This window comes from Microbacterium sp. NPDC060132 (genome assembly GCF_042729675.1).
Classification (GTDB): Bacteria; Actinomycetota; Actinomycetes; order Actinomycetales; family Microbacteriaceae; genus Microbacterium; species Microbacterium sufflavum.
On sequence record NZ_JBHWXU010000001.1, the window covers coordinates 481,505 to 502,920 of the forward strand.

A 21,416-nucleotide genomic window follows, 5' to 3' on the forward strand; every position below is an offset into this window, starting at 1 on the left:
AAACGTTAGGTTAGGTGTCCGATGACGATCACTTCCGCCCTGCACCCTCGCGGCGTCCGCACCGTCACGATGGACTACCCGCCGGTGAACGCACTCCCCGTCGCCGGGTGGTTCGACGTGGCCGCCGCGATGCGCGAGGCCACGGCCGACGCCGAGACCCGCGTCGTCATCCTCCGCGCCGAGGGCCGCGGGTTCAACGCGGGCGTCGACATCAAGGAGATGCAGCGCATCGAGGGCTTCTCCGGCATCCTCGGCGCCAACCGCGGCTGTTACGAGGCGTTCAAGGCCATCTACGAGTGCGCCGTTCCGGTCATCGCCGCCGTCAACGGTTTCTGCCTGGGCGGCGGGATCGGCCTCGTCGGCAACAGCGACGTGATCGTCGCCTCCGACGACGCGACCTTCGGCGTGCCCGAAGTGGACCGCGGCGCGCTCGGCGCCGCCACCCACCTGGCCCGCCTCGTGCCGCAGCATCTGCTGCGCTCGCTGTACTTCACGAGCCGCACGGTGACGGCGCAGCGTCTCGCGGAGTTCGGATCCGTCGACGCGGTGGTGCCACGCGCCGACCTCGACGCGACCGCGCTCGCGCTCGCGGAGGAGATCGCCGCGAAGGACCCGCGCGTCATCCGCGCCGCCAAGGAGGCGCTGAACGGCATCGACCCGATCGACGTCAACCGCAGCTACCGGTTCGAGCAGGGCTTCACGTTCGAGCTCAACCTCGCCGGCGTCGCCGACCAGCACCGCGACGCGTTCGTCGCGACCGGCGAGAACCTGACGACATGACCACCGCCGGATCCGCCGCCGATCTCGCGCCGCTGATCCGCGACGGCATGACGATCGGCGTCGGCGGCTGGGGTTCACGGCGTAAGCCGATGGCCCTCGTGCGGCAGATCGTGCTCTCCGGGGCGCGCGACCTGCGCATCGTCAGCTTCGGCGGACCGGACGTGGGCCTGCTCTGCGCCACTGGCCAGGCGTCCGAGATCGTGCACGGGTTCGTCTCGCTCGACAGCATCGCGATCGACCCTTACTTCGCGGACGCCCGGCAGTCCGGCGCGGTGCGCAGCGTGGAGTACGACGAGGCGATGCTGGTCGCCGGACTCCGCGCCGCCGCCCGGCGCCTGCCCTTCGAGGCCACCCGGGCGGGGGCGGGCTCGGACGCCGTCAGCCGCAACCCCCAGATCCGCACGATCACATCGCCCTACGCCGACGCCGAGGTGCTGGTGGCGATGCCCGCCGTGCCCCTCGACCTCGCCCTGCTCCACCTCGACCGGGCCGACGCCGCCGGCACCGCCGTGTGCCTCGGGCCGGACCTGTTCTTCGACGACCTGTTCGCGGGCGCGGCGGCGCACACCGTGGTGAGCGTGGAGGAGGTGGTGGACACCGCCGCGCTGTGGACGGGGCTCGGCCCCACGGCGCGCTTCCTCGACCGCACGCTCACCGACCGGATCGTGCATGCCCCGGGCGGAGCCGGGTTCACGGCGCATCCGCCCCATCACGACCGCGACGAGGAGGGGCAGCGCGCCTACGCCGCCGCGGCCGCCTCGCCCGCGGACCGTGAGGCGTATCTGACCCGGTTCCGGGCGGGCGAGCTCGCCCCGCGGACGAGTGAGGCGGCGACACAATGACGGCCACGCGCGCCGAGGTCGCGATCGCCGCGTGCAGCGACCTCTTCCGCGGCGCGGGCACGATCCTCGCGAGCCCCGTCGGCATCGTGCCCACCGTCGGGGTGCGGCTCGCGCGGCTCACGCACGCGCCCGGCCTGCTGCTCAGCGACGGCGAAGCCACCCTGTACGCCGACACCCCCGCCGTCGACGAGCCGTTCCGCGAGCCGGAGGCGCCGCTCCCCTACGCGCAGCTGTTCGAGCTGATCGCCCGCGGTCGCCGCCACGTGATCATGGGGGCCGCACAGCTCGACCGCCACGGCGACCAGAACCTGTCCGCGATCGGCGACCGCGACCGTCCCACCCGGCAGCTGCTCGGCGCCAGGGCCGCCGCCACGAACACCGTCAACCACGCGACCAGCTACTGGGTCGCCCGCCACAGCCCGCGCGTGTTCGTGGACCGGGTGGACGTGGTCACGGGCGTCGGGCCGGCCAGGGCGCGCACGGCCGGGGCCCACCGCTTCCACGACGTGCGCCGCATCGTCACCGACCTCGCGGTGCTCGACCTGACCGGCCCCGGCGCCACGGTCGCCCTCGTCAGCCTGCACCCCGGCGTGACCCTCGACCGGGTGGTCGCGGCCACCGGCTTCCCGCTGCACATCCCCGCCGTCGTCCCCGAGACCCGGCAGCCCACCGCCGAGGAGCTGCGCCTGGTGCGCGAGCGTCTCGACCCCCGCGGACTCCGCGACCGAGAGGTGATCGCATCATGACCACGCCCCCGCAGCTCTCCACGCCGCTCACGCGCCTGACCGGCGTCGACCATCCGATCGTGCAGACCGGCATGGGCTGGGTCGCCGGCGCCCGCCTGGTCACCGCCACCGCGCAGGCCGGAGCGCTGGGCATCCTCGCCTCCGCCACCATGACCATCGACGAGCTCGAACGGCAGATCATCGAGGTGACCGAGCGCACCGACCGGCCCTTCGGCGTGAACCTGCGCGCCGACGCCGGGGATGCCACCGAGCGCGTCGAACTGCTCATCCGGCACGGCGTGAAGGTCGCCAGCTTCGCTCTCGCCCCACGACGCGAGCTGATCGAGCGACTCAAGGACCACGGCGTGGTCGTGATCCCCTCGATCGGGGCCGTGCGGCACGCCGAGAAGGTCGCGGCGTGGGGTGCGGACGCCGTGATGGTGCAGGGCGGTGAGGGCGGCGGTCACACCGGTGCCGTGCCCACCTCGATCCTGCTGCCCTCGGTGGTCGCGGCCGTCGACATCCCCGTGATCGCGGCCGGCGGCTTCCACGACGGACGGGGTCTCGCCGCCGCGCTCGCGTACGGCGCCGCGGGGGTCGGGATGGGCACGCGGTTCCTGCTCACGAGCGACAGTTCGGTGCCCGAGGCCGTGAAGCGGCGATACCTCGACTTCGGGCTGGACGGCACGGTCGTCACCACGAAGGCCGACGGCATGCCCCACCGCCTGCTGCGCACCGAGTTCGTGGAGGGACTGGAGGGCGGAAGCGGGGTGTCCCGCCTGCTGCCGACGCTGCGCCGGTCGTGGGAGTTCAAGAAGCTGAGCGGCCTGAGCTGGCCGCAGCTGGTGCGGGATGCGGTGTCGATGAAGAAGGCGACCGGGCGCTCCTGGACGCAGATGACCCTCGCCGCGAACACTCCGATGCTGCTGAAGGCCGGGCTCGTCGACGGCGACACCTCCGCGGGCATGCTCGCCGCCGGCCAGGTGGTGGGGCTGATCGACGACCTCCCCAGCTGCGAGGAGCTCGTCGACCGCGTGGTGCGCGACGCCGTGGCCCACCTCCGCGCCGCCGCCTCCTGCGTCCTCGCCTGAGCCCCGGGGAGCCGCGCCCCCCGGGGCCCGGACGCACGCCATCCGCGGGTCGTCCGTCGTCAGGCCCGGATGCGCAGCCTCAGAGGCGCTCGATGATGGTGACGTTGGCGAGACCGCCGCCCTCGCACATGGTCTGCAGACCGTAGCGACCGCCGGTGCGTTCGAGCTCGTTCAGCAGCGTCGTCATGAGACGGGTGCCCGTCGCGCCGATCGGGTGACCGAGGGCGATGCCGCCCCCGTTCACGTTCACCTTCTCGTGCGGCACCCCGGTCTCGCGCATCCAGGCGAGAACGACCGACGCGAAGGCCTCGTTCACCTCGAACAGGTCGATGTCGTCGAGGCTCATGCCCGTGCGCTCCATCGCGTACCGCGTGGCGGGGATCGGCGCGGTGAGCATGAACACCGGGCTGTCGCCGCGCACCGACAGGTGGTGGATGCGCGCGCGGGGCGTGAGCCCGTGGTCCTTCACCGCCTGCGCGCTCGCGACGAGCACCGCGCTGGAGGCGTCGCTGATCTGCGAGGCCACGGCAGCCGTGAGCCGTCCGCCGGGGGTGAGCGTCTGCAGGCCCGCCATACGCTCGAGCGAGGTGTCGCGGCGCACGCCCTCGTCGCGGTCGAGCCCGTTCAGCGGGGCGATCTCGCCGTCGAACCGACCCTCGTCCTGCGCTCTGGCCGCCCGCTGATGGCTCTCCAGCGCGAACCGCTCCATCTCCTCGCGCGTGATGTCCCACTTCTCGGCGATCATCTCCGCGCCGACGAACTGCGAGATCTCCTGCCCGGGGTAGCGCTCCTGCCAGCCCGGCGACTCGGCGAACGGCGTGGTGAAGCCGTATGCCTCGCCGGCCACCATGGCCGAGGAGATCGGCAGCTGCGACATGTTCTGCAGACCGCCGGCGATCACCAGGTCGCTGGTCCCGCTCATCACGGCCTGCGCGGCGAAGTGCACGGCCTGCTGGCTCGAACCGCACTGCCGGTCGATCGTGACGCCGGGCACGTGCTCGGGGAAACCCGCGACGAGCACGGCGGAGCGACCCACGTTGCCCGCCTGTCCTCCGATCGTGTCGGTCGCGCCGATGATCACGTCGTCGAGCGCGCCAGGGTCGATGCCCGTCCGCTCCACGAGCGCCTTCAGGCTGTGCGCGCCGAGGTCGGCCGGGTGGATGCCGGACAGCGAGCCGCCCCGCTTCCCGACGGGCGAGCGGACCGCGTCGACGATGTATGCCTCTGCCATGGTGTTCCTTCTCTCCGGGTTCACGCGTGCTGACTGCTGACGGCGACGACCTCGCCGGTCATATAAGAGGAGTATGCGCTGGCGAGGAACACCATGACGTTGGCGACCTCCCAGGGTTCCGCGGCCCGGCCGAACGCCTCGCGCGCTTTCAGCTGCTCCAGCAGCTCGGGCGAGGTGACCTTCTCCAGGAACGGGTGCATCGCGAGGCTCGGTGACACGGCGTTCACGCGGATGCCGTGCGGCGCGAAATCCATCGCCGCGCTGCGGGTGAGCGCCATCACGCCGGCCTTCGCGGCGGCGTAGTGGGCCTGCTCCACCTGCGCGCGCCAGCCGATCACGGACGCGTTGTTGACGATGACGCCGGCCGTGCCCGCCGCGACCATGCGGCGGCCGACCGCGCGCAGGCACCGGAACGTGCCGGTGAGGGTCACGTCGATCACCCTGTCCCACTGCTCGTCGGTCATGTCGAGGATCGACACCGACCCGCCGAGCCCGGCGTTGTTGATCATCACGTCGATCGCGCCGCCGTCCTCCGCGAGGTCGAGGAGGGCGGCGACCTGGTCCTCGACGGTCACGTCGCACACGGCGGTGCGCACGCGGTCGGCGCCGAAACGGTCACCCAGCTCGCTCTGCGTCTCGGCGAGGCGGCCGGCGTGCGTGTCGCCGAGCACCACGAGCGCCGCGCCCTCCTCCAGGCAGCGGACCGCGGCGGCCTGACCGATGCCGGCTCCGGCGGCGGCCGTGATGACGACGCGCTTCCCGTCGAGCAGGCCGTGACCGGGGACGTAGGCGGGGGCGGAAGAGCTCATGGGCGGGCCTCTCGGGGTAGGCCGAGCACGCGCTCGGCGATGACGGTGCGCTGGATCTCGTCGGAACCGCCGTAGATCGTGTCGGCGCGGCTGAACAGGAACAGCGTCTGCAGGTCGTCCAGCGCGTAGTCCGCGCCGACCCGCAGGGCCTCGGGTCCGGCGACCTCCATCGCGAGCTCGCCGAGCGCGCGGTGCCAGTTCGACCACAGCAGCTTCGCGACGGAGGCGCCGTCGCCCTGGGCACCGCCGAGCGTGCGGAGGGCGTGCTGGCGGATCACCTCCAGGTCCATGCGGGCGCGCACGAGGCGGTCGCGGATCACGGCATCGTCGATCGCGCCGGTGCGCTGCGCCGTCTCGATCACGGCGTCGAGCTCGCGACGGAACGCGATCTGCTGCGCGAGGGTGGAGACGCCGCGCTCGAAGCCGAGGGTCGCCATCGCGACGCGGAAGCCGTTCCCCTCGCCGCCTACGACGAGGTCGGCATCGGTGCGGGCGTCGTCGAAGAACACCTCGTTGAACTCGCTGGTCGCGGTGAGCTGCAGGATCGGGCGCACCTCGACGCCGGGCTGGTCCATCGGCACGAGCAGATACGACAGACCCTGGTGGCGGCTCGATCCCGGTTCGGTGCGGGCGATCACGAAGCACCAGTCGGCGTGCTGCGCGAGGGACGTCCACACCTTCTGCCCCGTGACGGACCACTCGTCGCCCGTGCGCTGAGCCTTGGTCGCCACCGCGGCGAGGTCGGATCCGGCGCCCGGCTCCGAGTAGCCCTGGCACCACAGCTCCTCGACCGCGACGATGCGCGGCAGGAAGCGGGCCTGCTGCGCGGGCGTGCCATGCGCGATGAGGGTGGGGCCGAGCAGCTCCTCCCCCAGATGGTTCACGCGGGCGGGGGCGTCGGCGCGGGCGTACTCCTCGTGGAAGATGACCTGCTGCGCGATGCTGAGTCCGCGGCCGCCGTGCTCGACCGGCCAGCCCACGCACGTCCACCCCGCAGCGGCCAGGTGCCGGTTCCACTCCAGGCGCGCCTCGAAGTCCTCGTGCTCGCGACCGGAGCCGCCGCGGCCGCGCAGCGCGGCGAAGCGACCGGTGAGGTTCTCTTCCAGCCAGCCGCGGATCTCGGCGCGGAATCGCTCGTCCGCGTCGTGCTGCGTCGCGTCCATCTGTGCTCCTCATCGAGTCGTGGTCTTCGGCGGACCGTTCCCGTATAGTATCAAACTAAACCAAGCGATTGTTTGGTTTCGCTCCCGGGAGTTCAGAGAGGAACCCGCCATGACCGACGACTCGGACGCCGTGGTCACCTACGAGGTGCGCGGCGCGACCGCGATCATCCGGCTGAACCGCCCCCAGTATCGCAACGCCCAGAACTCGAAGGTCACCTACGCCCTCGACGCCGCGTTCACCCGCGCCGTGGACGACGACGCCGTGAAGGTCATCGTGCTCGGCGGGAACGGGAAGCACTTCTGCGCCGGGCACGACATCGGCACCCCCGAGCGCGACATCGACCAGAGCTTCGAGCGCAGGGCCGTCATCTGGTGGGACCACGTCGGAGCCCAGGGCGTCGACTCCCGCTTCGCCCGCGAGTCCGAGGTCTACCTGGGGATGTGCCGCCGCTGGCGCGAGATCCCCAAGCCCGTGATCGCGATGGTGCAGGGTGCCTGCATCGCCGGAGGGCTCATGCTCGCCTGGTCGTGCGACTTCATCGTCGCCTCCGACGACGCGTTCTTCCAGGACCCGGTCGTCGCGATGGGCATCCCCGGCGTCGAGTACTTCGCACACCCCTGGGTGACCAACCCCCGCGCGGCCAAGGAGATGCTGTACACCGGCGACCGGATGCCCGCCGCCCGCGCGCACGAACTCGGCATGGTCAACCACGTCGTCCCGTCGTCCGAGCTGGAGCAGCGCACGCTCGAGCTCGCCGAGCGCATCGGCCGCATGCCCCGACTCGGGCTCGCCCTCGCGAAGAAGGCCGTGAACCAGGCGGAGGATCTGCAGGGCCTGCGCCCCGGCATGGACTCCGTGTTCGGGCTGCACCACGCCGCCCACGCGCACAACGCCGAGGTGGGCGGCGACTCCCTCGGCGGCGTGGACGTGCGCACCATCAAGGCCGACACCGCGGACGGAGCATCCCGATGAACCTCGACCTCACCCCCGCGCAGGAGGCCTTCGCCGCGGAGGCGCGCGCCTGGCTCACCGAGCACGTGCCGTCCACACCGCTGCCCTCGATGGACACGGCCGAGGGCTTCGCGGCGCACCGCGCGTGGGAGGCCGAGCTGGCGGAGGGCCGCTGGTCCGTCGTCTCCTGGCCCGAGCAGTACGGCGGCCGCGACGCCGGAATCACGGAGTGGGTGCTGTTCGAGGAGGAGTACTACCGCGCGGGCGCCCCGACCCGGGTGGCGCAGAACGGCATCTCCCTGCTCGCGCCGATCCTGTTCGAGCACGGCACCCCGGATCAGCACGAGCGGTACCTGCGCGCCATGACCGACGGCTCGCTGATCTGGGCGCAGGCGTGGTCGGAGCCCGGAGCGGGCAGCGACCTCGCCGCGATCCGCAGCACCGCCCGCCGCGACGACGACCGCGGCGGATGGGTGCTCAACGGCCAGAAGATCTGGAGCTCGCGCGCGGTGTGGGCCGACCGCGGGTTCGGCCTGTTCCGGTCCGACCCCGAAGCGCAGCGGCACCGCGGCCTGACGTACTTCCTGTTCCCGATGGACGCCGAGGGCATCACGGTGCGGGCGATCGCCCAGCTCGACGGCACGACCGGGTTCGCCGAGATCTTCTTCGACGACGTGTTCGTGCCCGATGAGGACGTGCTGGGCGCTCCCGGCGACGGATGGCGCGTGGCCATGAGCACCGCGGGCAACGAGCGCGGACTGTCGCTGCGGGCGCCGGGACGGTTCCTCGCCGCGACCGACCGCCTGATCGCACTGCAGTCCGAGCGGGGCGCGACCGGCGAGGATGACGCCGTGGTGGACGCCTGGATCGGCGCGGAGGCCTACCGGCTGTTCACGTGGCAGACCGTGAGCACCCTGCTCGACGGTGGTGCGGTCGGCGCGGAGGGCAGCATCAACAAGGTGTTCTGGTCGGAGCTCGACGTGCACATCCACGAGACCGCGCTGCGCATCCTGGGACCGGAGTCCGAGCTGCGCGGGGAGTCGGCGGTCGACGGCGGGCGCTGGGTCGACGACTACCAGTTCGCGCTCGCCGGTCCCATCTACGCGGGCACCAACGAGGTGCAGCGGAACATCATCGCGGAGCGGATCCTCGGACTCCCCCGCGGCGGAGACGGAAGGCGCGCCTGATGCGGTTCCTGCCCACGGAAGAACAGACCGCGTTCGCGGAGGCCATCGACGAGATCGTGGAGGGCGCGGGCGGCGCCGACGTCGCACGTGCCTGGGCCGACGGCGACACCGCCCCCGGGCTCGCCCTGTGGGCGCAGTTCGCCGAGCTCGGGCTGCTGGGGCTGCGGGTGAGCGAGGAGGCGGGCGGCTTCGGCGGCACCCTCGGCGACCTGGTGGTGGTGTTCGAGCGGCTCGGCTACCACGGCGTGCCCGGCCCCTACCTGGAGACGGTCGCGCTGCTGCCCTCCCTGGTGGACGACGGGACGCGGCAGGCCCTCGCCGCGGGAGCCATCGCCACCGCGGCGGTCGACGGTGTCGCTCCCGCCGCCGTGGACGCCGCCGTGGCCACGCACCGCTACCTCGTCCGCGGTGACGCGCTGCACGAGGGCGAGCCGGGCGCAGAGCTGACCTCGGTCGCGCCCACCCGGCGTCTCGCCCGGCTCTCCCCCACGGGAGCCTCGACCCCGCTCGTGCCCGGCGCCCTCGACGCGGCCCTGAACGAAGCAGCCCTCGCCGCCGCCGCGCTGCTCGTGGGCGCGGGAGAGCGGCTGCTCGCGGAGGCCGTGTCGTACGCGAAGGTGCGCGAACAGTTCGGCCGTCCGATCGGGGAGTTCCAGGCGCTCAAGCACCAGCTGGCGGATGCGCGGATCGCGCTGAGCTTCGCGCGGCCGCTCGTGTGGAACGCGGCACTGCGCGCCGACGAGCCCGACGAGGACCGGGCGGTGTCGGCCGCCAAGGTCGCCGCGGGCGACGCCGCGCTGCGCGCCGCGCGCACCTCGCTGCAGGTGCACGGCGCGATCGGCTACACGGCCGAGCACACGCTGCGGATCTGGCTGGGCCTCGCGCCCGCGCTGTCCGCGGCGTGGGGCACGCCGGATTTCCATCGGGCGCGCATCGCCCGCGACATCCTTCCGAAGGAGCGGTGATGTCTTTCGAACCCGATGAGGATCAGCAGGAGCTCGTCGCCCTCGTGCGCGGGATCCTGAGCCAACGCGCCGACAGTGCGGCGACGCGTCGGGCCCTGGAGTCGGACCAACGGTTCGACGCCGACCTGTGGCGTCTGCTCTGCGAGGAGATCGGCATCGCCGGCATGGCCGTCCCCGAGGAGCACGGCGGCGCCGGCTTCACACTGCGGGAGGCGCAGCTGGCGCTGGAGGAGATCGGCTACGCGCTCGCGCCGTCGCCGTACCTCGGCTCGGTCGCGATCGCGGCGCAGGCGATCCTGGCCGCGGGCGATGCGGAGGCGTCCGCCCGACTGTTGCCCGGCATCGCGGAGGGATCGTCGGCGGCGGCGCTCGTGTGGGCCAACCCGTCCGGACGCTTCGCCCCCGACCGCATCGACGTGCACGCCGAGGCCGACGGGGAGGCGTGGACGCTCACCGGCACGGCGGGCTTCGTGCTGGACGGGCTGCCCGCCGACGTGCTGGTCGCGGTGGCCCGCACCGCCGACGGCCCGCGTCTGTTCGAGGTGCTCGACGTCGCGGCGGTCGCGCGCGAGGACGACCCGACGATGGACCAGACCCTGCGGCTCGCGACCCTCCGGTTCGACGGGGTCCCTGCCCGTCCGCTCGGCGACGGCGATCCCGCCGTGCTCGACGACGTGCGGGCGCTCGCGCTCGCGGCGGTCGCGGCGGTGCAGGCGGGCACAGCGGCGCGGGCCCTCGACGACACCGTGGCCTACGCGCAGCAGCGGGTGCAGTTCGGACGACCCATCGGCTCGTTCCAGGCGCTCAAGCACCGCATGGCCGACCTGCACGTGCGGGTGGAGGTGGCGCGCACCGCGTCGCGCGCGGCCGCCGACGCCCTCGCGTCCGGCGCCCCCGACCGCGCGGAGCTGGCCACGATCGCGAAGGCCGTGTGCTCGGAAGCGCTCACCCGGGTCGCGGGAGAGATGATCCAGCTGCACGGCGGGATCGCGATCACGTGGGAGCACGACGCGCACCTGGTGTTCAAGCGCGCGCACGCCCTCGGCACCCTGTTCGGCACCCCGCGCGAGCTCCGCGCCGCCGCCGAGCCCTGGGCCCTCGCACGCCTCTGACCGCAGCCCTGGCGGCGGCCTCAGCGGCGGAGCGGGGTGGTCTCGGTCCAGTCGGTGTACTTGCGGCGCTCGCGGAACAGCCAGCGGCCGTCCACCCGCACGAGGTCGTCGTCGTAGCGGTCGGCGAGGGTGAAGCGGATGCGTCCCTCCGAGGTCTCGCGGATGTGGTGCGACAGGCAGGCCGTATGCACCCGGGCGGTGTCGCCTCGCACCTCCACATCGCTCGGAGACAGCGCGTGACTGGTCGCCACGAAGGCCGTGAGGGCCTCGAACGCCGCGACCAGCTCCGCCGTCCCCCGCGGCGTCTCGGCCGGGTGATCGGCACGCGGCCGATACAGGAGCATCCGCCCGTCCGGCACGAACAACGACGCCATGTCGGCGAACCTCCGCTGATCGGCGTAGCGCCCGTACCGCAGGATCGTGCGGGTGATGTCGAGCCAGTCCGCGAACTCGGCCGTGCTCACCGGGGTCCCTCCGCGCGTCGACGGTGCAGCGGTGTCGCGGCGTCCGCGGCCCAGGTGGTGCGTCGGCGGTCAGGCTCCGCAGCCGGCAGCGGCTCCACCGCCACCAGGGTCTCACGGCTGCGCCGGGCGAGCTCCTGGTAGATGCGCACGCCGTTCCGCTTCCACTCCTGCGCGTCGTCGTCGAGGAGCCCGACCACCCGCGCCGGGGCTCCAAGCGCCTTCGACCCGGGCGGGATCACGGTGCCCGCGGTGACCACGGCACCTGCGCCCAGCAGCGCGTCCGCCCCGATCTCGGCGCCGTCGAGCACGGTGGCCCCGATGCCGATCAGCGCGAACGACCCGATGCGGCAGCCGTGCAGCACCGCACCGTGGCCGACGTGGCTGTGCGGGTCGAGCACCGCGTCCGCACCGGGGAACGCGTGGATGACGCACGAGTCCTGCACGTTCGACCCCTCCCCCACGACGATGCGACCGAAGTCTCCGCGCAGGCTCGCGAAGGGTCCGATGTAGCAGCCGCGACCGATCACGACGTCACCGATCAGGCTCGCGGTCTCGTGCACGAACGCGGTCGGGTCGACCACCGGCACCACGCCGTCGAACGCGTACGACGGCATCAGGCGACCTGACCGCCGTCGATGACGAAGTCCTGTCCGGTGCAGTAGCTGCTGGCCGGGCTCGCGAGGTAGGCGACGAGTGCCGAGATCTCCTCGGGCCGGCCCGCGCGCGGGATGGGGATGCGTGAGATGAACCCGACCCCCGCCCGGGTGTCCTCGGTGATCATGGGCGTGTCGACGGCGCCGGGACACACGGTGTTCACGCGGATGCCGCTGCCCGCCAGCTCGCGGGCCAGCGCGTGGGAGACCCCCCGCAGCCCCCATTTCGACGCCGAGTAGGGCACGCGGTTGGCGTAGCCGGCGACCCCGGCCGTCGAGGCGATGTTGATGATCGAGCCGCCGTCGCCCAGGAGCGGGAGCAGCGCCTGCACGCCGAGCATGGGGCCGATGAGGTTCACGTCGAGCGTGAGACGGATGACGCGCTCGGCCGTTTCCGCGAGCGGTCCTTCGGGGCAGAACCCGGCGTTGTTCACCAGCACGTCCACGTGGCCGAACCGCTCGCGCGCAGCCTCGGCGACCGCGCCCCACGCGTCGGCGGAGGAGACGTCGTGCGCGAGGCCGATCGCGCGATCGCCGTACGCGGTCGCGACCTCCTGCACGGCCGCCCCGTCGAGGTCGGTCAGCACCAGGTCGGCGCCGAGCTCGTGGAACAGAGCGGCGTGCGAGCGGCCCTGCCCTCCGGCGGCGCCGGTGATGACGGCGACGCGTCCGGTCAGGTCGATGACGGGTGTTGCACTCATGGGGTTCCTCCGCGATAGTGATCGAACAAACGTTTGCTTGAGAGATGGGAGACGGCATGCCGCGCCTGCACCACATGGGCATCACCGTGAGCGACACGGCGGCGGCCGCCGCGTTCTACGCCGCCGCGACGGGCGGCACGGTGACCGGCCCCCTGGTCAAGAGCGGCCCCGCGGTCGAGGCCGCAACCGGACGCCCCGGTGCCGAGATCCTGCTCACGTTCGTGCGGCTCGACGACGGCGTCTTCCTGGAGCTCGCGGAGTACCGCGGGGTCGACGCTGCGCGCATCGACCCGCACAACGGCCACATCGGCGCTGCCCACCCCGCGATCACGGTGCCCGACATCGCGCAGAGCCTCGCGCGGCTGGCGGAGCTCGGCCACCACCCGCTCTCGGCGGTCATGACCGCGACGGCCGGACCGCTCGACGGCTTCCGCTACGTGTACGTGCTCGGGCCCGACGACGTGCGGGTCGAGCTGCTGCAGGAGCCTCATCCCGGCACCGCCTGACCGGCGCCGTCGAGCAGCCGCAGGTCGGCGGGGTCCAGCGTCAGCTCGACCGCCGCGACGGAATCCCGCACGCTCTCCGGCCGGCTCGCACCGGGGATCGGGATCAGCACGGGCGATCGTGCGAGCAGCCACGCCAGCACCACGCGCTGCGGGCTGACGTCGGAGCGCGCCGCCACCTCGGCCACGGGCGCCGCCGCCCCGCCGAGCGCCTTCGCCTGGCGCATGCCGCCGAGCGGACCCCACGCGAGGAACGCCAGGCCGTGCTCCTCGCAGCGCCGCAGCACGGGCTCGCTCGACCGCTCCAGGAAGCTGTACTCGTTCTGCACGCTCACGAGCGCGTCGCCGAGGACGCCCCGGGCGAGGTCGAGCTGCGCAACGTCGACGTTCGACACCCCGACCCGCACCACGACCCCGTCGTCCACCAGCTGCCGCAGGGCCCCCATCGAGTCCGCATAGGGCACGCGCACGTCGGGCCGGTGGTGCTGGTAGAGCGGGAGCGCGTCGAGTCCGAGACGCCGCGCCGAGGCACGCGCGGCGGCGGCGAGATGCGCGGGCGTGCCGTCCACCCACCACGTCGCGGCGGGCCCGCGCGTGTGGCCGCCCTTCGTGGCGACGACCACGCGGTCCCTCGCGTCGGGGTGCCGGCGCAGCGCCGCGGCGAGGGCGCGCTCGTTCACGCCCATCTCGCTCGACGGTCCGTACGAGTCGGCGGTGTCGAACAGCGTGATGCCGGCATCGACCGCGGCGTGCACGGCGCGGACGCCCCGCTCGACATCCGACTCCGGGGTCTGCGTGAGCGTCATCGCGCCCATCCCGAGCGCCGAGACCCGCAGGTCGCCGAGCGCGCGCTGCGGCATCATCGGCCCACGACCGTCCAGCCACCATCCACCGGCAGGCACTGGCCGATCACGTGCGTGGCATCGCGCAGCAGCCAGATGATCGCGGCGGCGATCTCCTCGGGATCGGCGAGACGGCCGCGCGGCGTGCGGCGCTCGACCGCGGCGAGGTCGTAGCCGCCGGCCACCAGCTCCTGCACCATCGGGGTGAGCGTGTGGCCGGGGGCGACCGCGTTCACGCGCACGCCGAGCGGCGCCCACTCGACCGCGAGGTTCTCCATCAGCTGCCGCTCCGCCGCCTTCGCCGGACCGTAGTCGGCCTGGTTCGCCCAGCCGCGATAGGCCGTGGTCGACGACACCATCACGATCGACCCTGGTTCTCCATCGAGACGCCGCACGAGGGCCCGCGACACGGCGAGCGCCCCGACGACGTGCACGTCGTACAGCAGCCGCAGCCGGTCGAGGCCGATCTCCAGCGCGGGCATGTACGCCCCGCGGATTCCGTGGCACACGACCACGCCGCCCACGGGCGCGCGTTGCCAGGCGCGTTCCATCGCGGCCTCGACCGCCGCCTCGTCACGCAGGTCGACCGCCTCGGAGCTCACGTCGTCGTGGGCGCTCGGGCTCAGGTCGAACACCGTCACGGTGAGTCCGCGCTCGCGGAGCAGCCGCACCACCGCGTCGCCGATCCCGCTCGCTCCCCCGGTGACCACGACGTGGTCGGCGGGTCGATCCTGCGCCTGCTCCGGCATCATCCAGCTCCCTCGCTGCTCGCCCTCCCGGGCATGCTACTGTGATTCCCAAACAAGCGCTAGGTTTAGCGTCGGTCGCGCGAAGGAGCGGGAATGGCGGACAAGCAGGTCAGCATCGAGGAGGCGATCGGCACCCTCGAGAGCGGGATGACGGTCGGCATCGGCGGGTGGGGGTCGCGGCGCAAGCCCATGGCCCTGGTGCGCGAGATCCTGCGCCGCGACATCACCGACCTCACCGTGGTGGCCTTCGGCGGCCCCGACGTGGGGCTGCTCGCCGAGGCCGGGCGCATCCGTCGCCTCGTCTACGGCTTCGTGTCGCTCGACAGCATCCCGCTCGATCCGCTGTTCACGCGGGCGCGCGAGCGCGGGGCGATCGAGGTCGAGGAGTACGACGAGGGGATGTTCGTCGCGGGGCTGCGTGCCTCGAACGCCCGCCTCGACTTCCTCCCGATCCGCGCGGGCCTCGGCTCCGACGTGCTCCCGGCGAACCCTCGGCTGCGCACCGTCCGCTCCCCCTACTCCGACGCCGAGTACGTCGCGATGCCGGCGCTCCCCCTCGATGTCGCCCTCGTGCACGTGAACCGCGCCGACCCGCAGGGCAACGCGCAGTACCTCGGCCCCGACCCGTACTTCGACGACCTGTTCGCGATGGCCGCGCAGCGCACGATCGTCTCGGCCGAGAAGGTCGTGCCGACCGCCGCACTGCTCGACGAGGGCTCGTTCCACACGCTGCTGTTCAGCCGCCTCTACGCCTCCGCCGTGGTCGAGGCACCACGCGGGGCGCACTTCACCACGTGCGCGCCCGACTACGACCGCGACGAGGCGTTCCAGAAGCACTACGCCGCATCCGCCAAGGACCCCGACGCGTGGGCGGAGTTCGCGCGCACGTACCTGCACAGCGACGAGGCGGGGTACCACGCCGCCGTCGCCCGCTTCCACGCCGACCGAGGAGAGTCATGACCACCGTCGCCCCCACGCCCGCGACCGTCGCCACCACCGCCGAGGTCTGCGTCGCGGCCTGCGCCGACACCTACCGCGACTCCGGCGAGGTGCTCGCCCACGCCGTCGGGATCATCCCGTCCCTCGGCGCCCGTCTGGCCAAGCTCACCACGGCGCCCGACCTGGTGCTCAGCGACGGCGAGGCCTTCTTCCTCAGCGGTCCGCCGATGCCCGGCGACACCGCAGCCCCCGCACCGACGATCGAGGGGTGGGCGCCGTTCCGCCGCATCTTCGACATCCTCGCGACCGGCCGACGCCAGAGCATGATGGGCGCCAGCCAGATCGACCGGCACGGCAACCAGAACATCTCGCTCATCGGCGACTGGGACCGCCCCACCAAGCAGCTGATCGGCGTGCGCGGGGCTCCGGGCAACACGGCCAACCACCGTGTGGACTACTGGGTGGCCCGGCACAGCCCCCGCGTGTTCGTGGAGTCGGTGGACATGGTGTCGGGTGTCGGCACCGACCGTGCGGCCGAAGCCGGGCTGGAGCACCACCGCCTCGGCGTGATCGTCACCAACCTCGCCGTGCTCGGCTTCGACGCGGACGGCATCGTGACGGTGCTCTCGGTGCACCCCGGCGTCGACCCGCAGCTCGTGGCGGACAGCACCGGCTTCGCGCTGGATGCGAGCGCCGCACCCCTCACGCGCACGCCCGACGCGGAGGAGCTGCGGCTGATCCGCGACGTGCTCGACCCGCGCGGCACCCGCAGCCGCGAGGTCGCAGACTGACGCGGGCTCCGCTCAGTCGGAGAGGAGGCCCTTGTGCAGCAGGTCGAGGAAGTTGTCGGTCAGGCTGGCGGCGGTGTGCCCGCGGCCGGGCCGGTACCACGCGACCGTGGACCACACGGCGTCGCGGATGAAGCGGTAGGCGATGGGCGCGTCGATGGAGTCGCGGAACACGCCGACCTTCTGCCCTTCACGGATCTGCGACAGCCACAGCTCCTCGATGCGCTCGCTGTTCTCGCGCAGGAACTCGAAGCCGGGCTGGCGGCCGAGGAACGACAGCTCGTTCTGGTAGAGGCCGACCGCGTCGGGCTGGCTCTCGATCGTCGTGAAGGCGTGCGCGATGAGCTTGTCGAGGATGTCGCGGGGGCTGCCGCCCTCGGCCACGATCTCCTCGAACCGATCGAGCAGCCCGGTCATGAAGCTGCCCAGGATCTCCTGGAGGATCGCCTCCTTGGAGGAGAAGTGATGGTAGAGGCTTCCGGAGAGGATGCCGGCCTCGTCGGCGATGTCGCGGACCGTGGTCGCGGAGTACCCGCGCTTGGCGATCAGGCGCGCGGCGATCGAGAGGATCTGATCGCGCCGCTCGGAGCTCTGCTCCTGGCGGCCTCCGCTTTTGGTCGTTGCCATTGCTGCTCCTTCACAGAAAATCTCACAAGCGCTTGCTCAAGTGTGCCGCATGCGAGCGGTTTCCCGAAACATCCCTTCGGAGTGTACGCATGATCTGGGAAAGGACGTCCATGACAGTCTCGGAAGCCACCACGGTCCCCGCCCTCCTCACGGAGATGGCGGCGCTCGGCGATCACCCCGCCATCGTCGACGGCGACGTGACGATCGGCTACGCCGAGCTGCGGGACCGCGTGGAGGACGTCGCCCGCGCCTACCTGGCGCAGGGCGTGGCGCCCGGCGACCGCATCGGTCTCTGGGCGCCCAACCGGTACGAGTTCATCCTCGCGATGCTCGGCGCCCAGCTGGTCGGGATCGCGGTCGTGCCGTTGAACACCCGCTTCACGGGTCACGAAGCCGCCGAGATCCTCGCCCGCTCCCGCGCCACCGCGCTCGTGCTGGCGGACGGCTTCCTCGGCAAGTCCTACAGCGAGATGCTGCGCGATGCAGCGGCCGAGCGCGGCGGGGACGGCCCGGTGTTCCCCGGGCTCCCGCACCTCCGCACCGTGGTCTGCCTGGACGGCGACGGTGCCGGCGGGCTGCTGTCGTGGGACGCCTTCCTCGCCGGCGGTGGAGCCGTGGCACCGTCACGGGTGGCCGAAGCTGCCGCGGCGGTCGGTCCGGACGACATCATGGACGTGCTGTTCACCTCGGGCACCACGGGCGTGCCCAAGGGCGTGCTCAGCGCGCACCGGCAGACCCTGTCGGTCGCGCGCGCCTGGGGCCTCGGAGCCCGCCTCACGCCGGAGGACCGCTACGCCGTCGTGAACCCCTTCTTCCACGGCTTCGGCTACAAGGCGGGCATGATCACGTCGCTCATGGCCGGCACCACGATCTACCCCCTGGCCGTGTTCGACGCCGACCGCCTGCTCGACCTCGTGCAGTCCGCCCGCATCAGCGTGCTGCCCGGCGTGCCCACCATCTTCACATCGCTGCTCGACCACCCCCGCCTCAGCGAGTACGACCTGTCGTCGCTGCGGTTCGCGATCGCCGGGGCCACGGCCGCCCCCGCGACGCTCTTCCACGACATGGTGAACGTGCTCGGCTTCGAGACCGTGGCCCAGGCGTACGGCCTCACCGAGTGCGTCGTCGCCACCCTCTCCCGCCCCGGCGAGTCGCTGGAGCACACGGCCCAGACCACCGGACCCGCGGTCGAGGGCGTGGAGATCCGGGTCGTGGACGAGAAGGGGAACGACGCGGGGGTCGACGTGGACGGCGAGATCCTGCTGCGCGGCCCCAATGTGATGCTCGGCTACTTCGAGGACCCGGCCGCGACCGACGCCGTGCTCGACGCGGACGGCTGGTTCCACACCGGCGACGTCGGCCGTCTCGACGAGCACGGCTGCCTCAAGATCACCGACCGCCTGAAGGACATGTTCATCGTCGGCGGCTTCAACGTGTACCCCGCCGAGGTCGAGAACGCGCTGCGCAAGCACCCGGCGGTGAACGAGTCGGCCGTGATCGGTGTGGACGACGACCGGCTCGGCACCGTCGGCCGCGCCTACGTGCTGCTGCTGCACAACGCGGAACCGCGCCCCGACGCCGCCGAACTCGAGACCTTCTGCCGCCGGCACCTGGCGAACTTCAAAGTGCCGCGCGAGTTCGTGCTCGTGGAGGACTTCCCCCGCAACGCCACCGGCAAGATCCTCAAGTCCGAGCTCCGCGACCGCGCCTGACCCGCCGCGGTCGATTGGCCCGCGCGACCCCCGGCCGGTAGCCTTCGAGGTCGGCCACGGGGAAGGACGGGGATGCGGGGACACGACCGATCGGCGGGGATCACGCGACGCACGGCGATGCGGGCGGCGGTGTGGACGGTACCGGTGGTGGCGGTGACCTGCGCGGCGCCACTGGCGGCGGCGTCCACCGCGCGCCCGGCGGTGCAGATGCTGCCCGTCACCATCGACCGCGCGACCTTCACCTGGCCGGGAGCGGTGGTCGGCAACCCTGGGACGACGCCGATCACCGTGACGTGGTCGGTCGCGGTGTCACCCGAGCTGGACTGGATTACCGGGCCCACCACGGGCTCGACGACGGTCCCGCCCGGCTCGTCCGCCACCATCGCGGCGGGGGTGCAGGGATTCCCGGTCGCCGCGGCGTGGCCCACCACGCTCACCCTCACGGTGCTGCGCGACGGCGGCAGCGAGGATCACAGCCTCGTGTTCCAGGCCGAAGAGGCCTGACCGGGATCCGGGGCTTCAGCTCAGGCGCTCGAGCACCATCGCCATGCCCTGGCCACCCGCGGTGCACATGGTCTCGACCGCGAACTGCTCGTCTCGCTCCCGCAGCGCGTTGATCGCCGTGGTCGTGATGCGCGCACCCGTCATGCCGTAGGGGTGGCCGAGGGCGATCGCGCCGCCGTTGACGTTCACGCGCTCCGGATCGATGCCGATGTCCGCGATGGACGGCACGACCTGGGCCGCGAACGCCTCGTTGATCTCCAGGAGGTCGATGTCGCCGATGCTCATGCGGGCGTGGGCGAGCGCCCGCTCGACGGCCTGCACGGGACCGAGCCCCATGATCTCGGCCGACAGCGCCGACACCCCGGTCGACACGATGCGAGCGAGCGGGGTCAGCCCCAGCTCGGCGGCTCGGGTGTCGCTCATGACCACGAGCGCCGCCGCCCCATCGTTCAGCGCGCAGCAGTTCGCGGCCGTCACGGTGCCGTGCGGGCGGAACACGGGCTGCATCCCGCTGATGCCGTCCAGGGTCACCCCCGCGCGGGGGCCGTCGTCGGCCGAGACTAGCGTGCCGTCGGTCAGACGCACGGGAGTGATGTCCTTCTGCCAGAAGCCGCGGGCGGCCGCGGCCTCGGCACGGTTCTGGCTGAGCACGGCCCACTCGTCCTGGTCGCGCCGGGAGACGCCGCGGAACGAGGCCACGTTCTCGGCGGTCTCGCCCATCGCGATGTAGATGTCGGCGAGCTCGCCGCGCGCGCGCGGGTCGGACCACACGAACTCCGGGTCCTGCGCGTCCCGGGCGGTGCGGGCAGCGGCGTCGGCCCACCGCGGGTTCTTGGTGTCGGGCATGCCGTCGGCCTTGCCGGACCCGAACTGCGACACCGCCTCGACCCCGGCCGACACGAACACGTCGCCCTCGCCTGCCTTGATCGCGTGGAAGGCCATGCGAGTGGTCTGCAGCGAGGACGCGCAGTAGCGGTTGACGGTGGCGCCGGGCACGCCGTCCCACCCGAGCTGCAGCGCGACCATGCGGCCGATGTTGTACCCCTGCTGACCGGCCGGCTGCGCACACCCCATCATCAGGTCGTCGATCTCGGCGGGGTCGAGTCCCGGCACGGCTTCCACGGCGGCGCGCACCATCTGCGTCGCGAGGTCGTCGCCGCGCATGTCCTTCAGGCTGCCCTTGAACGCGCGGCCGATGGGCGAGCGCACGGCGGAGACGATGACGGCTTCGGTCATGAGGGGGTTCCTCCAGAGTCGGGCAGGCTGTCGGCCTGCCGCACGATGTCGGCGTTCGGGGTGTGGGCGAGGAAGGCCGGCCATTCGCCGCCGCCGTCGACCGGGATCACGGCACCGGTGAGGTGCGCGGAGAGGGGGGAGGCGAGCACGACGCACACGGCCCCGAGTTCGGCGGGGTCGGCGAGACGTCCGCGCGGGATGGTGCGCGCGATCTCGGCGTATTGCTCGGGCGTGCCGTAGTGATCGGCGGCGCTCTCGGTGTGCACGAGCCCGCTGCTGACCGCGTTGACGCGGATCTCGGGGGCCCACTCGACGGCGAGGCTGCGGGTCAGGCTCTCCAGTGCCGCCTTGGCCGCCCCGTAGACGGCGGTGCCCGGACTCGGACGGCGCGCACTGATCGAGGTGATGTTGACGACACTGCCCTTCGCTGCGCGCAGAGGCTCGAACGCGGCGCGCGTGGCGACGGCGGCCGAGAGGAAGTTGATCTCGGTGATCGCCTGGAAGTAGCGGGGCGAGCCCGCCTCGAACCGGCCGAAGGGGGAGCCGCCGACGTTGTTGACGAGTACGTCGAGCCGTCCGTGGCGCTCGGCCACGTCGCGGATCCACGCCTCGTTCTGCGCCGCGTCGCGCACGTCGACGGGGCGGAAGGAAGCGCGGCGCCCGTCGCGCTCGGGAACCCCGTCGGGCTCGGAGCGCCCGCAGAACTCGACCTCGGCCCCGGCGTCCAGGAACGCGTCGACCACGCCCCGGCCGACACCGCGACCGCCGCCGGTGACCGCGACGACCTTCCCCGCGAAATCGATGACCAGACTCACTGCGCACTCCTCCGTACCGCGCTCCG

Annotated in this window: 24 protein-coding genes; 13 read left to right on the forward strand and 11 right to left on the reverse strand. The window is 72.5% G+C overall.

Going from position 1 to position 21,416, the window contains the following annotated elements; translation table 11 throughout:
* Positions 1 to 21 precede the first annotated feature (21 nt).
* Genes ACFWCH_RS02500 through ACFWCH_RS02515 form a run of 4 tightly spaced genes read left to right on the forward strand, consistent with a single transcriptional unit; the run spans position 22 to position 3,438 of the window.
* Positions 22 to 780 carry an enoyl-CoA hydratase family protein gene (locus tag ACFWCH_RS02500; protein WP_136034119.1) on the forward strand — a complete coding sequence of 253 codons (759 nt, stop codon included), beginning with the start codon at positions 22 to 24 and terminating at the stop codon, positions 778 to 780.
* Positions 777 to 1,622: a CoA transferase subunit A gene (locus tag ACFWCH_RS02505; RefSeq protein ID WP_136034117.1), complete on the forward strand. Its 846-nt coding sequence runs from the start codon at positions 777 to 779 to the stop codon at positions 1,620 to 1,622. The genes ACFWCH_RS02500 and ACFWCH_RS02505 overlap by 4 nt, the downstream gene beginning before the upstream one ends.
* Entirely contained in the window at positions 1,619 to 2,368 is a 750-nt protein-coding gene (locus ACFWCH_RS02510; RefSeq protein WP_136034115.1) for a CoA-transferase, read from the forward strand. The genes ACFWCH_RS02505 and ACFWCH_RS02510 overlap by 4 nt, the downstream gene beginning before the upstream one ends.
* Positions 2,365 to 3,438, forward strand: coding sequence for a nitronate monooxygenase family protein (locus tag ACFWCH_RS02515; protein WP_136034114.1), 1,074 nt, complete (start codon positions 2,365 to 2,367; stop codon positions 3,436 to 3,438). The genes ACFWCH_RS02510 and ACFWCH_RS02515 overlap by 4 nt, the downstream gene beginning before the upstream one ends.
* Positions 3,439 to 3,517: 79 nt before the next feature.
* On the opposite strand, the gene ACFWCH_RS02520 is transcribed toward ACFWCH_RS02515, so the two are convergent.
* The 3 genes from ACFWCH_RS02520 to ACFWCH_RS02530 are packed head-to-tail and all read right to left on the reverse strand — an operon-like array spanning position 3,518 to position 6,641.
* Positions 3,518 to 4,669: an acetyl-CoA C-acetyltransferase gene (locus tag ACFWCH_RS02520; RefSeq protein ID WP_136034111.1), complete on the reverse strand. Its 1,152-nt coding sequence runs from the start codon at positions 4,667 to 4,669 to the stop codon at positions 3,518 to 3,520.
* Between the two features lie 20 nt (positions 4,670 to 4,689).
* On the reverse strand, positions 4,690 to 5,478 hold the full coding sequence (locus ACFWCH_RS02525) for an SDR family oxidoreductase (RefSeq protein ID WP_136034109.1): 789 nt from the start codon (positions 5,476 to 5,478) through the stop codon (positions 4,690 to 4,692).
* Entirely contained in the window at positions 5,475 to 6,641 is a 1,167-nt protein-coding gene (locus tag ACFWCH_RS02530; protein WP_136034106.1) for an acyl-CoA dehydrogenase family protein, read from the reverse strand. Before ACFWCH_RS02530 ends, ACFWCH_RS02525 begins: the two co-directional genes overlap by 4 nt.
* A 109-nt stretch (positions 6,642 to 6,750) precedes the next feature.
* Here ACFWCH_RS02530 and ACFWCH_RS02535 point away from each other — a divergent pair, with 109 nt between their 5' ends.
* The 4 genes from ACFWCH_RS02535 to ACFWCH_RS02550 are packed head-to-tail and all read left to right on the forward strand — an operon-like array spanning position 6,751 to position 10,857.
* Positions 6,751 to 7,614, forward strand: a complete 864-nt coding sequence (locus ACFWCH_RS02535) for an enoyl-CoA hydratase (protein WP_136034104.1) — start codon at positions 6,751 to 6,753, stop codon at positions 7,612 to 7,614.
* Entirely contained in the window at positions 7,611 to 8,780 is a 1,170-nt protein-coding gene (locus ACFWCH_RS02540) for an acyl-CoA dehydrogenase family protein (protein ID WP_136034102.1), read from the forward strand. Before ACFWCH_RS02535 ends, ACFWCH_RS02540 begins: the two co-directional genes overlap by 4 nt.
* Positions 8,780 to 9,745: an acyl-CoA dehydrogenase family protein gene (locus tag ACFWCH_RS02545; protein ID WP_378802842.1), complete on the forward strand. Its 966-nt coding sequence runs from the start codon at positions 8,780 to 8,782 to the stop codon at positions 9,743 to 9,745. The genes ACFWCH_RS02540 and ACFWCH_RS02545 overlap by 1 nt, the downstream gene beginning before the upstream one ends.
* Positions 9,745 to 10,857, forward strand: a complete 1,113-nt coding sequence (locus ACFWCH_RS02550) for an acyl-CoA dehydrogenase family protein (RefSeq protein WP_378802843.1) — start codon at positions 9,745 to 9,747, stop codon at positions 10,855 to 10,857. Before ACFWCH_RS02545 ends, ACFWCH_RS02550 begins: the two co-directional genes overlap by 1 nt.
* A gap of 20 nt (positions 10,858 to 10,877) precedes the next feature.
* Here the strand turns inward: ACFWCH_RS02550 and ACFWCH_RS02555 are convergent, their stop codons facing one another.
* From ACFWCH_RS02555 to ACFWCH_RS02565, 3 genes are read right to left on the reverse strand one after another with little or no spacing between them, the layout of a single operon-like run.
* Complete coding sequence (locus ACFWCH_RS02555; protein WP_378802844.1) at positions 10,878 to 11,321, reverse strand: nuclear transport factor 2 family protein; 444 nt, start codon at positions 11,319 to 11,321, stop codon at positions 10,878 to 10,880.
* On the reverse strand, positions 11,318 to 11,935 hold the full coding sequence (locus ACFWCH_RS02560) for a gamma carbonic anhydrase family protein (protein ID WP_136034094.1): 618 nt from the start codon (positions 11,933 to 11,935) through the stop codon (positions 11,318 to 11,320). The genes ACFWCH_RS02555 and ACFWCH_RS02560 overlap by 4 nt, the downstream gene beginning before the upstream one ends.
* On the reverse strand, positions 11,935 to 12,675 hold the full coding sequence (locus tag ACFWCH_RS02565; RefSeq protein WP_378802845.1) for an SDR family NAD(P)-dependent oxidoreductase: 741 nt from the start codon (positions 12,673 to 12,675) through the stop codon (positions 11,935 to 11,937). The genes ACFWCH_RS02560 and ACFWCH_RS02565 overlap by 1 nt, the downstream gene beginning before the upstream one ends.
* Before the next feature lie 44 nt (positions 12,676 to 12,719).
* Here ACFWCH_RS02565 and ACFWCH_RS02570 point away from each other — a divergent pair, with 44 nt between their 5' ends.
* Positions 12,720 to 13,181, forward strand: coding sequence for a VOC family protein (locus tag ACFWCH_RS02570; RefSeq protein WP_136034090.1), 462 nt, complete (start codon positions 12,720 to 12,722; stop codon positions 13,179 to 13,181).
* Here the strand turns inward: ACFWCH_RS02570 and ACFWCH_RS02575 are convergent.
* Both ACFWCH_RS02575 and ACFWCH_RS02580 read right to left on the reverse strand, forming a co-directional pair.
* The gene (locus ACFWCH_RS02575) at positions 13,163 to 14,041 is read right to left on the reverse strand and encodes an aldo/keto reductase (protein WP_378802846.1); all 879 of its coding nucleotides are present in this window, start codon (positions 14,039 to 14,041) and stop codon (positions 13,163 to 13,165) included. The two genes, ACFWCH_RS02570 and ACFWCH_RS02575, sit on opposite strands and share 19 nt — an antisense overlap.
* Positions 14,038 to 14,772 (reverse strand): SDR family NAD(P)-dependent oxidoreductase, encoded by a 735-nt coding sequence (locus ACFWCH_RS02580; protein WP_205812726.1) that lies wholly within the window; start codon positions 14,770 to 14,772, stop codon positions 14,038 to 14,040. Before ACFWCH_RS02580 ends, ACFWCH_RS02575 begins: the two co-directional genes overlap by 4 nt.
* A gap of 90 nt (positions 14,773 to 14,862) precedes the next feature.
* Between ACFWCH_RS02580 and ACFWCH_RS02585 the strand changes: the two genes are divergently transcribed.
* Both ACFWCH_RS02585 and ACFWCH_RS02590 read left to right on the forward strand, forming a co-directional pair.
* The gene (locus ACFWCH_RS02585; protein ID WP_378802847.1) at positions 14,863 to 15,729 is read left to right on the forward strand and encodes a CoA transferase subunit A; all 867 of its coding nucleotides are present in this window, start codon (positions 14,863 to 14,865) and stop codon (positions 15,727 to 15,729) included.
* Positions 15,726 to 16,499: a CoA-transferase subunit beta gene (locus ACFWCH_RS02590; RefSeq protein ID WP_136034087.1), complete on the forward strand. Its 774-nt coding sequence runs from the start codon at positions 15,726 to 15,728 to the stop codon at positions 16,497 to 16,499. The genes ACFWCH_RS02585 and ACFWCH_RS02590 overlap by 4 nt, the downstream gene beginning before the upstream one ends.
* Before the next feature lie 12 nt (positions 16,500 to 16,511).
* Here the strand turns inward: ACFWCH_RS02590 and ACFWCH_RS02595 are convergent, their stop codons facing one another.
* Complete coding sequence (locus ACFWCH_RS02595; RefSeq protein WP_136034085.1) at positions 16,512 to 17,123, reverse strand: TetR/AcrR family transcriptional regulator; 612 nt, start codon at positions 17,121 to 17,123, stop codon at positions 16,512 to 16,514.
* 110 nt (positions 17,124 to 17,233) lie between these two features.
* Between ACFWCH_RS02595 and ACFWCH_RS02600 the strand changes: the two genes are divergently transcribed.
* Positions 17,234 to 18,835 (forward strand): AMP-binding protein, encoded by a 1,602-nt coding sequence (locus tag ACFWCH_RS02600; protein ID WP_247637801.1) that lies wholly within the window; start codon positions 17,234 to 17,236, stop codon positions 18,833 to 18,835.
* Positions 18,836 to 18,907: 72 nt separating this feature from the next.
* A complete protein-coding gene (locus ACFWCH_RS02605; protein WP_378802848.1) occupies positions 18,908 to 19,339 on the forward strand; it encodes a hypothetical protein in 432 nt (143 codons plus the stop codon).
* Between the two features lie 15 nt (positions 19,340 to 19,354).
* Here the strand turns inward: ACFWCH_RS02605 and ACFWCH_RS02610 are convergent, their stop codons facing one another.
* Positions 19,355 to 20,575 (reverse strand): acetyl-CoA C-acetyltransferase, encoded by a 1,221-nt coding sequence (locus ACFWCH_RS02610; RefSeq protein WP_378802849.1) that lies wholly within the window; start codon positions 20,573 to 20,575, stop codon positions 19,355 to 19,357.
* Entirely contained in the window at positions 20,572 to 21,390 is an 819-nt protein-coding gene (locus ACFWCH_RS02615; RefSeq protein WP_378802850.1) for an SDR family oxidoreductase, read from the reverse strand. The genes ACFWCH_RS02610 and ACFWCH_RS02615 overlap by 4 nt, the downstream gene beginning before the upstream one ends.
* Positions 21,391 to 21,416: the final 26 nt, after the last annotated feature.